The 11,836-nt window shown below is 48.4% G+C and carries 14 protein-coding genes and 10 tRNA genes; 1 reads left to right on the forward strand and 23 read right to left on the reverse strand.

Annotation, left to right across the window (positions count from 1 at the left end; translation table 11 throughout):
* Positions 1-89: 89 nt before the first annotated feature.
* From ACFO4L_RS07975 to acpS, 23 genes are all read right to left on the reverse strand, one after another.
* Positions 90-166: transfer RNA gene (locus ACFO4L_RS07975), tRNA-Ile, on the reverse strand.
* Positions 167-190: 24 nt separating this feature from the next.
* A tRNA-Gly gene (locus tag ACFO4L_RS07980) sits at positions 191-264 on the reverse strand.
* A gap of 40 nt (positions 265-304) precedes the next feature.
* Positions 305-381: transfer RNA gene (locus ACFO4L_RS07985), tRNA-Pro, on the reverse strand.
* 21 nt (positions 382-402) lie between these two features.
* Positions 403-488 (reverse strand) — tRNA-Leu (locus ACFO4L_RS07990).
* 16 nt (positions 489-504) lie between these two features.
* Positions 505-589: transfer RNA gene (locus ACFO4L_RS07995), tRNA-Leu, on the reverse strand.
* Between the two features lie 39 nt (positions 590-628).
* Positions 629-704 (reverse strand) — tRNA-Asp (locus ACFO4L_RS08000).
* Between the two features lie 14 nt (positions 705-718).
* Positions 719-794 (reverse strand) — tRNA-Val (locus ACFO4L_RS08005).
* Between the two features lie 38 nt (positions 795-832).
* Positions 833-907, reverse strand: a tRNA-Glu gene (locus ACFO4L_RS08010).
* 7 nt (positions 908-914) lie between these two features.
* A tRNA-Ser gene (locus ACFO4L_RS08015) sits at positions 915-1,005 on the reverse strand.
* A 4-nt stretch (positions 1,006-1,009) separates the two neighbouring features.
* Positions 1,010-1,084: transfer RNA gene (locus tag ACFO4L_RS08020), tRNA-Asn, on the reverse strand.
* Positions 1,085-1,229: 145 nt separating this feature from the next.
* A complete protein-coding gene (locus ACFO4L_RS08025; protein WP_377909176.1) occupies positions 1,230-1,724 on the reverse strand; it encodes a SprT family protein in 495 nt (164 codons plus the stop codon).
* A gap of 215 nt (positions 1,725-1,939) precedes the next feature.
* Positions 1,940-4,090, reverse strand: coding sequence for a Tex family protein (locus ACFO4L_RS08030; protein WP_377909168.1), 2,151 nt, complete (start codon positions 4,088-4,090; stop codon positions 1,940-1,942).
* A 143-nt stretch (positions 4,091-4,233) separates the two neighbouring features.
* Positions 4,234-4,839: a SpoIIE family protein phosphatase gene (locus ACFO4L_RS08035; protein ID WP_377909169.1), complete on the reverse strand. Its 606-nt coding sequence runs from the start codon at positions 4,837-4,839 to the stop codon at positions 4,234-4,236.
* Positions 4,840-5,637 carry an RNA polymerase sigma factor SigB gene (sigB, locus tag ACFO4L_RS08040; protein ID WP_168008433.1) on the reverse strand — a complete coding sequence of 266 codons (798 nt, stop codon included), beginning with the start codon at positions 5,635-5,637 and terminating at the stop codon, positions 4,840-4,842.
* Positions 5,597-6,091 (reverse strand): anti-sigma B factor RsbW, encoded by a 495-nt coding sequence (gene rsbW / locus ACFO4L_RS08045; protein WP_377909170.1) that lies wholly within the window; start codon positions 6,089-6,091, stop codon positions 5,597-5,599. Before rsbW ends, sigB begins: the two co-directional genes overlap by 41 nt.
* Positions 6,092-6,093: 2 nt before the next feature.
* Positions 6,094-6,423, reverse strand: a complete 330-nt coding sequence (locus tag ACFO4L_RS08050) for an STAS domain-containing protein (RefSeq protein ID WP_377909171.1) — start codon at positions 6,421-6,423, stop codon at positions 6,094-6,096.
* 58 nt (positions 6,424-6,481) lie between these two features.
* Positions 6,482-7,486 carry a PP2C family protein-serine/threonine phosphatase gene (locus tag ACFO4L_RS08055; protein WP_377909177.1) on the reverse strand — a complete coding sequence of 335 codons (1,005 nt, stop codon included), beginning with the start codon at positions 7,484-7,486 and terminating at the stop codon, positions 6,482-6,484.
* Between the two features lie 40 nt (positions 7,487-7,526).
* The gene (locus tag ACFO4L_RS08060) at positions 7,527-7,928 is read right to left on the reverse strand and encodes an anti-sigma regulatory factor (RefSeq protein ID WP_377909172.1); all 402 of its coding nucleotides are present in this window, start codon (positions 7,926-7,928) and stop codon (positions 7,527-7,529) included.
* Between the two features lie 3 nt (positions 7,929-7,931).
* Entirely contained in the window at positions 7,932-8,288 is a 357-nt protein-coding gene (locus ACFO4L_RS08065) for an STAS domain-containing protein (RefSeq protein WP_168008441.1), read from the reverse strand.
* A gap of 12 nt (positions 8,289-8,300) precedes the next feature.
* The gene (locus ACFO4L_RS08070; protein ID WP_377909173.1) at positions 8,301-9,122 is read right to left on the reverse strand and encodes an RsbT co-antagonist protein RsbRA; all 822 of its coding nucleotides are present in this window, start codon (positions 9,120-9,122) and stop codon (positions 8,301-8,303) included.
* Positions 9,123-9,374: 252 nt separating this feature from the next.
* Positions 9,375-9,725, reverse strand: coding sequence for a type II toxin-antitoxin system PemK/MazF family toxin (locus ACFO4L_RS08075; RefSeq protein ID WP_168008445.1), 351 nt, complete (start codon positions 9,723-9,725; stop codon positions 9,375-9,377).
* 5 nt (positions 9,726-9,730) lie between these two features.
* Positions 9,731-10,009, reverse strand: a complete 279-nt coding sequence (locus ACFO4L_RS08080) for an antitoxin (RefSeq protein WP_377909178.1) — start codon at positions 10,007-10,009, stop codon at positions 9,731-9,733.
* Between the two features lie 138 nt (positions 10,010-10,147).
* Positions 10,148-10,504, reverse strand: a complete 357-nt coding sequence (gene acpS, locus ACFO4L_RS08085) for a holo-ACP synthase (protein WP_377909174.1) — start codon at positions 10,502-10,504, stop codon at positions 10,148-10,150.
* Between the two features lie 146 nt (positions 10,505-10,650).
* Between acpS and ACFO4L_RS08090 the strand changes: the two genes are divergently transcribed.
* Positions 10,651-11,415 (forward strand): rhomboid family intramembrane serine protease, encoded by a 765-nt coding sequence (locus ACFO4L_RS08090; protein WP_377909175.1) that lies wholly within the window; start codon positions 10,651-10,653, stop codon positions 11,413-11,415.
* Positions 11,416-11,836 lie beyond the last annotated feature (421 nt).

Consider the following 11,836-nt stretch of genomic DNA (forward strand, 5'->3'; position numbering starts at 1 on the left):
TTCAAAAATTGACAGAGAATGATTCATTCTCTTTCCTTCTTCTTGTCTTTTGTTTAGTTTTCAAAGGCCGCTGCAAGTAATCAAGTCAATGGTGGGCCTGAGTGGACTCGAACCACCGACCTCACGCTTATCAGGCGTGCGCTCTAACCAGCTGAGCTACAGGCCCCCGCCATGATTACAGGCATAAAAATGGAGCGGGTGATGGGAATCGAACCCACATCATCAGCTTGGAAGGCTGAGGTTTTACCACTAAACTACACCCGCATGTAGATGAAAGAATATAAAGTTTGTGCAGAGTCAAAGATGGTCGGGAAGACAGGATTTGAACCTGCGACCCCTTGGTCCCAAACCAAGTGCTCTGCCAAGCTGAGCTACTTCCCGTTTCACTCATTAAAATAAAAATGGTGCGGTTGAGAGGAGTCGAACCTCCACGGGTGTTACCCCACTAGGCCCTCAACCTAGCGCGTCTGCCATTCCGCCACAACCGCAAGCTTGTAATAATCATGGTGCGGGTGGAGGGAGTCGAACCCCCACGCCCGAAGACACTAGATCCTAAATCTAGCGCGTCTGCCAGTTCCGCCACACCCGCATGACTAAAAATTGTTGCTTGTTTCTATATGAAATTAAATGGCGGTCCCGACGGGAATCGAACCCGCGATCTCCTGCGTGACAGGCAGGCATGTTAACCGCTACACCACGGGACCTTATAAAGTGTCGATGGTGGAGGATGACAGGCTCGAACTGCCGACCCCCTGCTTGTAAGGCAGGTGCTCTCCCAACTGAGCTAATCCTCCAAAAACAGACAAGTTGTCTGATTGAGATAAAGTAAGTATGGTGACCCGTACGGGATTCGAACCCGTGTTACCGCCGTGAAAGGGCGGTGTCTTAACCACTTGACCAACGGGCCTAAATGCTGGCGGAGAAGGAGGGATTTGAACCCTCGCGCCGCTTGCGCGACCTACACCCTTAGCAGGGGCGCCTCTTCAGCCACTTGAGTACTTCTCCTTGATGGCTCCACAGGTAGGATTCGAACCTACGACCCATCGGTTAACAGCCGATTGCTCTACCACTGAGCTACTGTGGAATAGTGTGTCCCTCTCTTTGGGAGACAAGTAATATCTTAACATCAGGGAAAATGTTATGTCAATATATTTTCAAAAGTTTTTCCGTGCCGCTGCGGGGTTTAAAGCGCTTTTAGCGCCTGCCCTTTCGGCGACTTTTATAATGTATCACATCCCTTTTAAGGACGTCAACGATTTCTGCAACTTTTTTTCTTCGATTTTTTTCAGCACTCCACGGCATTTGCCGCACACGTATTTTTCGGTATTCATCCTTCGTCTGCGCGGATATTGAAACCGGCACGAGGCACATTCATAAACGTGAATAATCGAAGAGGTTTGTTTCGCTCCGGGAATCGATTTGCAATGCCGCGCTCCCCCCACTTTTTGAAGCAGCGCTTTAAAATCAGCATCACGATGCTGATATCCTCGCCCTTCGAGGTGGAGATGATAATGGCACAGCTCATGCTTAATAATGCTGATCAGTTCATTTTCTCCATAATGCTCCATGTGCTTTGGGTTTATCTCAATAGTATGTGAATGGAGCGCGTACCTTCCTCCGGTCGTGCGAAGCCTCTTATTAAAGACGGCACGGTGTCTGAATGGCTTTCCAAAACAGTCGATTGAAATCTGCTTAATCAGCAGCTGCAGCTCTTCATTCGTCAACGTCATCCTCCTGCTGTGTGCCTTCATAGTTTCTATCATATCATGTAGCAGCCTACTCCTCTACTGACTCTTTTATTCGGTCGCACGAAGCCGTTTCAAATCCGTTTACTGGACGAGAATCCATTACATAATGACTGTTAGGCAGCCTAACCGACAATCAAGTTCACCCAGTAAAAAAGCTGCCCTAAACAGACAGCTCCTTTCCCTTTTATTCGTTATGAAGGACGTTTCATCGTAAGGGAGATACGCCCCTTTTGTACATCAACTCCATCAATCCAGACTGTCACTACGTCACCTACAGCTACTACATCCATCGGATGTTTGACGAAACGATCGGCAAGCTTGGAAATATGAACGAGACCATCCTGCTTAACACCGATATCTACAAACGCACCGAAATCAACCACGTTTCGGACGGTCCCCTCCAGCTCCAACCCTTCATATAAATCCTCCATCGACAAAACATCCTGTTTCAGCAACGGCTTCGCTACTTCTTCGCGAGGATCGCGGCCCGGCCTGCGGAAGGCATCCAGAATATCCTCTAATGTAGGCAGACCGATACGAAGCGAGTCTGCTGCTTTCTGATGATTCAGCTGCTTCACCGCTTCCGAAGCCTTGTCTGATCCGATCTCTGAAGCATTTAATGACAGCTGCTTCAACAATGCCCCTGCTTCTTTATAGCTTTCTGGGTGGATCGATGTCGCATCCAACGGCTCCTTTCCATCAGGAATGCGCAGAAATCCGATACTTTGCTCGTACGTTTTCGCTCCGAGCCGGGGTACCTTTTTTAAATCGGTCCGTTTCTGAAATCGCCCCTCCGATTCACGGTGCCGGACAATGTTGCCGGCCACAGCCGGTGATAAGCCGGAAACATACGCAAGCAGCGAAGCAGACGCCGTATTGACATTAACCCCGACTCTGTTTACGACCGTTTCCACTACGAAAGTAAGGCTGTCTGACAACTTAGATTGGGTCACATCGTGCTGATACTGGCCGACACCGACAGACTTCGGGTCGATTTTCACAAGTTCTGCCAGCGGGTCTTGAAGACGGCGCGCAATCGACACTGCACTCCGTTCTTCTACCTGAAGCTTCGGAAATTCTTCTTTCGCTGTTTTTGAAGCCGAGTACACGCTCGCACCAGCTTCATTGACAATTAAATAATAAATATCCGCTCGCTGCCGTTGAATGACTTCAGCGATAAACTGCTCTGTTTCCCGTGATGCCGTGCCGTTTCCGACAGCAATCATCGTTACACCGTAGCGACTGATCATACGGGTGACTTCAGCTTCTGCTTTTTTCGTCTGATGGTGCGGCGCTGTCGGATAGACAACACCTGTTTCCAGCAGCATCCCGGTCTCGTCCACTACTGCCAGTTTACACCCAGTTCTGTATGCCGGGTCCACTCCTAACACGACGTGTCCTTTCAACGGAGGCTGCAGGAGCAGTTGACGAAGGTTTGTTGAAAAAACTTCAATGGCATGCATTTCTGCTTTATCTGACAGCTCACCGCGGATTTCCCGTTCTACTGCAGGATAGATAAGCCGTTTCAGGCTGTCCTCTATCGCTGCTTGAAGCTGCTCTGCAGCCGGGACAGTACGTCTTACCATTCGATTAACAGCCCACTTTTCGATCTCCTCTGCCGGAGGGATCACTTTTACTCGCAGGACGCTCTCTTTTTCTCCACGGTTTACAGCCAGGGTCCGGTGAGGCACCATTCGACTTATTTTCTCCTCATAGTCATAATAAAGGGCGAACACTTCTTTTTCATCCTCCGCCTTCGCCTTTTTTTCAACCTTCAAACTGCCTCTCTTCCATACTTGATGTCTGACGTACCGCCGCACGGAAGGGTCATCCGCTGCAAATTCGGCAATGATATCCCTTGCACCTTGTAGTGCATCCTCTGCTGTCTCGACCGATTCTGATACATACGCCGATGCCTGTTCCAATGGATCGCCGGCCGAACAGCTTTGCAGCCACTGCGCTAACGGCTCCAGACCTTGCTCCTTTGCAGTTGATGCTCGAGTTCGTTTTTTCTGTTTGTACGGTCGATAGAGGTCTTCTACCTCCTGCAGCTTTTTTGCCTGCTGCAGATTATTTGCGAGTTCCTCTGTCCACTTTCCCTGCTCTTCAATTAATCGCTGGACTTCTTCTTTTCGTTTCGCAAGTGAAACAGCGTATTCCCAAATAGAGAGAACGCTGCGAATTTCCTCTTCATCCATTCCGCCCGTCATTTCTTTTCGATACCTGGCGATGAACGGTACCGTATTTCCCTCTTCCGCAAGCTTCAGCACGGTTTCCACTTTCGCAATCGGAAGGTTTGTTTCCGTATGTACGTGCTTTACAATCGTTTGATCCATCATCATTCCCCTTTCCGTTTCTGATTATAACATTTGCAGACTCTTCCTTCAGACAGCCTCGACATTCTCCAGAAAGATTTACGTGCTCGCCGCGGCACTTTAGAACACAAAAAAAGCTATCCTTCTTGACGAAAGACAGCCTCGAACTCCTATACGTAAGCTTTCCCAATCATGACGGTTGCATCATCATCTACGTGCTCGAATAAATCAGACAGTCGGTCCATAATCGCTTCTGGCGTATCGTTTGCTGAGAACAGCCGATCGGATAACGGATCCTGAGGGAAGCCATCCGAGTACATCGTAAACACCATGCCCGGACGGTATTCCCAAGACTGTGTGCGAAGCTTTACTTTCCTGCCTGAAAGATAGCCTCGTTTTGGGACCGGCCGAATCATATCTCCGTCTGGATGATAAAAATGACAGGAAATATTACCCATATTAATGTATTCACACCGGCGGTTTTGAACATCAATTCGCAAAATGGAAAGGACAACACCGCGCGTGCCCCACATTCTGTCATTGCACAACTGAATCAGCCGCTCCAACGCTTCATCCGGATTTGACTCGATCACTTCCATTGCAAGCTTGGAGGCATGCATTGCCTCTTCGCCGCTTCCCAGACCGTCTGCCAATGCACAGGTCACTGTTCCGTCCCGGCTTGTACCGAAAAAACTGTCGCCGGAACACCAGTTGTTCCCTTTTGCTGTATGGTAAACGCTTATGTCCGAATCATCCAGATGAAGGTGTTCAATCATTTAAAAAGCCTCCGTTGCTTCTATGCGGATTGACTCTCTCAGTTTTTGCAAAGCCCGGCGCTGAAGTCTGGACACATGCATCTGAGAAATGCCGAGCTTCTCACCGGTTTCCTTTTGACTGAGATTATCGAAATACGTAAGCTGTAAAATTTGCTTTTCCCGGTCCGTTAATACAGCAAACGCTTTTTCAAGCAGGAGCTGCTGATCTGTTTTTTCGTAGCCGCCCTCGTCCTGACCAACCAGATCGAGCAGCGTAACAGCACTCCCTTCGTCGTCTGCTTCAATAGAGCGGTCGACTGATAAAGCCTGGTAGCTTTTGCCCATCTCCATCGTTTCCAGTACTTCTTCCTCCGAAACACCGAGATGGTCTGCTATTTCATGAACACTCGGGGAACGTTGAAGTGTCGTCGTCAAATCTTCAACAGCGCCTTTAATTTTCGGTCCCAGTTCCTTAATTCTTCTAGGTACGTGAACACTCCATGTTTTATCACGGATGAAGCGCTTAATTTCTCCAACAATCGTCGGCACCGCAAAGGATTCGAAGCTGCGGCCAAATGATGGATCAAACCGGCGCAGTGCCGCAAGAAGCCCGATCATCCCTACTTGCGTTAAATCTTCATCGTGCCGCTGTCCCCGGGAAAATTTCCGGGCAAGTGCATGGACGAGGCTCTCAAATTCGAGAACGAGCTCTGTCTGCAGTTCATCATCGTTCGTTTCCTGAAATTCTGCAATCTTATCGAGAATTTTCTGCTTCGCTTCACTGGTGTTTTGTTGGTTCTTCTGAGGTTCTGTCGACATCGCTATCCACCTCATCTCTTTGAAGGAACTTTGTCATGATTATCATGACACCGTCTTCACTGCGGATTTCCACTTCATCCATCAGGGTCTCAATCAGAAACAGCCCCAGCCCTCCTTCCTTAAGGTCCTCAACGGGCTGGTCTTTCGTGATCGGACCGCGGCCGCGGTTTAATTCTTCGATATCAACAGCGCCGCCTTTATCAGCCACCACAAGCTCAAGGCGGTTCTCAAAAATAGCAAAGCTGACATGCATGCTCGCATGCTCGGTCTGCTCAGGGTAAGCGTGATTAACCACGTTGGTACACGCTTCTGCGATTGCAATTTTAATATCTTCGATGTCATCGTAGGAATAGCCAAGTCTGTTCGCTATTCCAGACACAGTTAGACGCACAACGCCGACATATTCTGGCCTCGCCGGTACCTTCATTTCGATAAGTTCAGACTGATGGGCCATGCTTATGCTTCCTCCCTCTTCGCGTGGTCGATATCAATGACCTCATGCAGGCCGGTGATTTCAAACAGACGCTTCACTCGTGCATTCAATCCGGTCAGTGTTAATGACGTACCTGCCTTCTCACTTGCCTTCAGCGCCCCGATGAAGATCCCCAGTCCTGTACTGTCTATATAATCCACTCCGGAAAGGTCAATAATCAGCCGCTTGTCCTCCTGCTCCGCAAGCGGTGTGATCGTTTCCTTCAGCTTCGCAGCCGTGTAAACATCAACCTCTCCTGAAACTTGTGCAACACTTTTGCTTTCGTAGTCGGAAACCTGGATATCTAAGTTCATCTTTTCCCCTCCTGAATATTATGCATTATCTTAATCTCTTTACCCGGAGGGCAGTTCCTTAAAACTTCCTTCTTAAAATCATTAACGTAAAATCATCCCGAAGCTGGAATTCCTGTGCTTTTTCAAGCTCTTCAAACAATTCGTTAACAATTTCTTGAGCACTGAGATGAAGTCTTTCTTTTATCATGCTGACAACCGTATCCCGTTCTATGAACTCCCCGTCGACACGGCTTTCGGTTACACCATCGGATAAAAACACAATAAAGTCGCCCGGATCCAGGCGGAAGCCGCGCTCTTCGTATCGAACTTTTGGAGATACCCCAAGCACGAGACCTTTCGCCTCCAAACTCTCAAACGACTCTTCTGCTGAACGATAGAAAAAGCCCGGCTCATGCCCGGCGCTTGCAAAATGAAACTGATGGCTGTCCGGATAGTAAACACCGTACATCATGGTAATAAACATGTCCTCGTCAATGTTCCGTTCTACTACTCGGTTAAGGCTTTCCAGAACACCGGCCGGTTCGGTCTGCTTGTCCGTCAGCGTGTCCATCGCGTATTTTATCATCGACATCGACATTGCCGCAGGTACCCCTTTGCCGATGACATCAGCGACTGCGACAGCAAAGTTTCCTACAGTGTCCTCATCGTAATGATAATAATCTCCGCTCATCTTCCCTGCGGGCACGCTGATCACACCAAAATCAATTTCATCCGTTTTAATCTGCTTGTCCGGCAGAAGCGTTCGCTGCATCTGAGCAGCAACATTCAGCTCTGATTCCAGCTCCTGCTGTCGATCGCGGAGGCTTTGGTGCTCCCGGTACGCAAGTCCGTATCCAATCATGACCTCCAGAAGAAGGTCAAATGAATCTGTCACTTCTTCCGGCAGGTCTTCAGCCAATTCCTGAAACACGGACAAATGGAGGCTGACCGTTTCTTCCGGAGACATATCCTGCTCCATCATTTGTTTGCTGAACTGTTGAGCGTGATACAGGGCGGTTTCACTTTTATCACGCAGGTAGCTCGTCAGCATATCTTTGTATAATCGATACATCGAAACCTGCATATCCTCCACTCAGCCTGCACCCCCTGCTTATCTGTCTATGTTATCGAAGCCATTTCACTGCCGTAATGACAGTACCTTGATTAAGCTCAGATTCAATAGCAAAATCATCCATCAGACGCTTCACTCCCGGAAGACCTGCTCCAAGTCCACCCGACGTCGTAAACCCGTCTTCCATGACGCGGCGAAGATCCTTGATTCCGGGACCTTGATCGGAGGCAATTATTTTCATGCCCCGTTTACCGCCTTCCGCTACTTCTTCAATTTTTATCTGACCTTGATCTGCGTACAAATAAATATTACGTGCAAGCTCTGAGATGGCTGTGGTTATACGTGCCTGATCAACGGAGCCGAAGCCGATTTCGCGCGCGAGCTTTCGCCCGGCCTGCCTGGCTGCCACGATCCCCCATTCACTGTTAATATCGACATGGGTCTGAACTTGCATGTTTCACCCCTCCAATTCGAGCTGGAGTCTTTCCAGCCCCTGCTCAAGGTCCAATGCAGTCGGAACTTCATCCAGAACAATGCCCATATCGATCAACGTGATAGCAACAGCAGGCTGAATTCCAGTCAGCACCACTTTTGCTCCCATCAAGTTGGACATATCCACCACATCACCAAGTACCTTTGCGATAAATGAATCGATCATATCAACGGACGTTAAATCGATTACAACGCCACGTGACCCTTCTTCATGAATTTTTTCCAGAACATCTTCCTGAAATTGAAGTGCTGTCTGGTCATCCAGCTCCACCTGCACGGAAATAAGCAGGTAATCATGAAGCTTTAATATAGGAATTCGCAAAATGAGGTCCCCCTATCCTTCAAGTTCAACAATCTCGCGCTTTGTCATGCCAAGCGCTGTTTCGATACCTTTTTTAAGCGTGCTTTTAGTTGGGAATTTGCCCAGATCAATTCCCAGATTGACGATCGTCTGGGCGATTTCAGGGCGGATACCGACAAGGATGCACGTCGCTCCGACAAGGCGCACTGCTTCAGATGCCTGGATAATATGATGAGCCACCATCGTATCCACTACAGGCACACCGGTAATATCAATCAGAACCACCTGCGAACGGTGCTCAATTACCCCGTCAAGAAGGTTTTCCATGATCAGCTTCGCCCGCTCGGTGTCAATCGTCCCTACGAGCGGCATGACGCTGATCTTATCAAATACGGGAATAAGGGGAGCTGACAGTTCTTTTAATGCCATCTTCTGCAAAAACACTGTGTTTTCCCACGACCCGGAATACTGGTTAACCAGCTGATCCACGACATCGTCCACCCAGCTTTCAATTTCCTGAAATAGTTCAAGCTGGTCTTTGATTTCCCCATCATGGTCTGCTATTACTTTCACCGCAGACTTTCGGAATTCCTGCAAGCCTCTTGTAATGAAGTTAAGCGGCCAGCCCATTTGAATCAGCCGCTCTACAAATTGGTTTAAATCTCGGCCGCTCACATCGTTTTGCTGGATCGTGATGATCAGCTTCTGTACGAAATCCCGGCTCGTGCTCTCATATACAGCTGAAGAAACGTTCTGGAGAGCCTCATCCTGCCGAAATTGTTCAATTCGGCTGCCCCACTCTTCGGTTATATCCTGTTGGTTGTCTAGTATAGCCTGTCGTACATTTCCTTTCATATCTGCTGCTTCCTCCACTCTTGGCGACAAAGTTATATGTTCATTATTCCACTGATTCTGCGCATTTGCAAACGTTCCAAACAGTCGCTGATCAAAAATTTTCTATAGAATTGTGGCTCTATCGGATTACCGGTTTAGCTCCTTACGAAACGGGAACAGTCTTTAACAGTACAATGTCGGCATCCGGGGACAGTAAAACCGGATGCAACACCTGCACCCGGTTTTACTGAAATAAAATCGTATAAATGATACCTAAAAGTCAATAAGGCCAATGCTGATATTCAATCCCTCATTCACTTTTACCATCATGTCTTCATCCAGCTGCGTGATTTTATCCGTCAGCCGCTGTTTGTCAATCGTTCTGATCTGCTCCAGTAAAATGACGGAATCACGATCAAAACCATACTTGTCAGCGTCAATTTCAACATGCGTCGGAAGTTTTGCTTTCTGGATCTGCGCGGTTATCGCAGCAACGATCACGGTTGGACTGAATCGGTTTCCTATATCGTTCTGGATAATGAGTACCGGTCTTACTCCACCCTGCTCGGATCCGACCACGGGGGATAAATCCGCGAAATATACGTCACCACGTTTTACAATCAACGCCGCTACACCCCGCTAACTAGGCGGTCCAGCGTGCTTTCAGCCTCCTCTTCAGCTAAAAAGGACTCCGTTGCAATATTGAGGTTGATTTTTGCCATTTCCATATACCCTTGCTCCATCGACTCTCGGATGTGCTCTTTCTTCTGCTCCTGCTCCTGTACATACAGTTTCGCTGCGCGCTGAATTACGTCATTACGTTCCAAGCGATCCCCTCCAGTTAAAGCGTCGAGTTCTTGAACTAGCTGCTCAGGCAGACTCACGGTTACGTTTTTCTTCACTTCCATCGTCACCGGGCACCCCCACAAACCATTTTCCATTAAGTTATCCACAACAATCATAACACTTGACAAAAGCCAATGCAAAACCGTTTTAGCGAATTTACACATCTTTTTGTGTAAATTTTCTAACGATTGTATTCGTTTTCACTGGGAGTGGACTGTTTCGATGACAACATGCGCACACGCAAAGGTTCGTGAATGTGAGATCGATACGTGCACAATACCTTGTTCTTCAGCAGCGTTCAGCGTTGGGCGCCCCCCTGCTTCATACCCTGTTTCCATATCCTGAAAGGATAATGAGGAACCAATTCCGGACCCTCTCGCCTTTGCGTATGCTTCTTTGGCAGCGAACCTGCCGGCGAGATATTCGACTTGTCTGCGTCCAGTCAGTTCGTTATACCGTACAAGCTCCTGCTCTGTCAGGACACGCCGTGCCAATCTGACACCTGCTTTTTCGATTCGGTCGAGCTCAATGATGTCGATCCCCGTTCCTGTAATCATCCACTTTCCTCCCGGGCTCTTTTCGGTGAACTGCAGAGCTTTCCTGTGATAAGCTTAGCATATAAAGGCAGCACTGCATTGTATTGTATCGTATGCTGCCCGCCACTGAAAAGGGCGTATTTCTTCTATATTAAAGGCGGGATGCTATGTTTCTGCGCAATGAAAGCTTCGGGGAGTATATTCGTTCCTATCCAATGATCTCGATTTTACTCTCGATTAATGTGTTTTTCTATATTTGGACCGGTCTGTTTACATTTTTGGGCGGGCAGGAAATTTATCTTCTTGGAATTGGCTTTAACCCCGCTATTTGGGCTGGTGAATGGTGGCGGCTTGTGACTCCGATTTTTTTGCACGCTTCGCTGCTGCACGTCGGATTTAACTCGTTCGCACTGTTCTTATTCGGGCCAGCGCTGGAGCGCCTGCTTGGCGGACCGAAATTTCTGTTTATTTATCTCGGCACGGGAATACTTGCCAATATCGTGTACTTGTTTATTGGCAGCCCTGTCACCGCTCACCTGGGTGCGTCCGGTGCAGTATTCGGACTGTTTGGACTGTACGTCTACATGGTACTTCTCCGTAAAGACCTTATCTCTCACATGAATGCCCAGATGATTCTTGTGATCACAGGGATTGGGGTCGTGATGACGTTTGTGAATCCGAATATTAACATTATCGCGCACATCTTCGGCCTTATTTCCGGAGCTCTGCTTGGCCCAATCGTTCTCTCCCGAGTGACAAGCGCTGATTACTTCCGGCAGCGCGAGGTTCACGATCCAGATGAGATCGGATTTGATCCGGACCGCTGGAAAAAGAAAGAAGCGTTTAAGAAAAAGAAATGGCTGTATATCGGCGGCGGTGCCGCAGCCATGATTCTGTTTTTCTACCTTGTTGATACGTTTTTCTTTTCATAACGGCATTGAAAGAGCGCCTAAGCCGGCGCTCTTTTTTTCGTTTATGCGAGGGGGTTGCAGCCTCTAAAAAGACCCAGACCGAAGTCTGGGTCTTACCAGGCTGTTGATAAAGTCAATTTGTTTACATGGTTATTCGATTGATTGTATTTCCCCTCTGTTAACCGAGCCTGCCGTGAGCTGGCCTTCAGCTATGTCTCAGGGTGATCCCGTATGAAGGGAAAAAGGCACGGGAGAATGGCGCGGCTGCACTCGGACACAGGCTTCTCTCAAGGAGCCTTTAAAAGCCAGTCCGGCTCCGCACGTGCGTGGATGCCGTTCGCAGAACTGAACGACACGAAATCTTCAGACTGCGCTTCTTCCACGGGCACGCCGGACACGAAGGGAAAATGGATTTGTTTGTTGGAGAAAAACGTTCCGATCG

The organism is Bacillus daqingensis, assembly GCF_042654445.1.
GTDB lineage: Bacteria > Bacillota > Bacilli > Bacillales > Salisediminibacteriaceae > Alkalicoccus > Alkalicoccus luteus.

Coding starts and splice junctions, on each gene's coding strand:
- ACFO4L_RS08080 (WP_377909178.1), bottom strand. CDS start 10,009: ATGGAAGTGAAGAAAAACGTAACCGTGAGTCTGCCTGAGCAGCTAGTT.
- ACFO4L_RS08090 (WP_377909175.1), top strand. CDS start 10,651: ATGTTTCTGCGCAATGAAAGCTTCGGGGAGTATATTCGTTCCTATCCA.
- sigB (WP_168008433.1), bottom strand. CDS start 5,637: ATGTCGACAGAACCTCAGAAGAACCAACAAAACACCAGTGAAGCGAAG.
- ACFO4L_RS08035 (WP_377909169.1), bottom strand. CDS start 4,839: ATGATTGAACACCTTCATCTGGATGATTCGGACATAAGCGTTTACCAT.
- acpS (WP_377909174.1), bottom strand. CDS start 10,504: ATGATTACAGGAACGGGGATCGACATCATTGAGCTCGACCGAATCGAA.
- rsbW (WP_377909170.1), bottom strand. CDS start 6,091: ATGGCCCATCAGTCTGAACTTATCGAAATGAAGGTACCGGCGAGGCCA.
- ACFO4L_RS08050 (WP_377909171.1), bottom strand. CDS start 6,423: ATGAACTTAGATATCCAGGTTTCCGACTACGAAAGCAAAAGTGTTGCA.
- ACFO4L_RS08030 (WP_377909168.1), bottom strand. CDS start 4,090: ATGATGATGGATCAAACGATTGTAAAGCACGTACATACGGAAACAAAC.
- ACFO4L_RS08055 (WP_377909177.1), bottom strand. CDS start 7,486: ATGCAGGTTTCGATGTATCGATTATACAAAGATATGCTGACGAGCTAC.
- ACFO4L_RS08070 (WP_377909173.1), bottom strand. CDS start 9,122: ATGAAAGGAAATGTACGACAGGCTATACTAGACAACCAACAGGATATA.
- ACFO4L_RS08060 (WP_377909172.1), bottom strand. CDS start 7,928: ATGCAAGTTCAGACCCATGTCGATATTAACAGTGAATGGGGGATCGTG.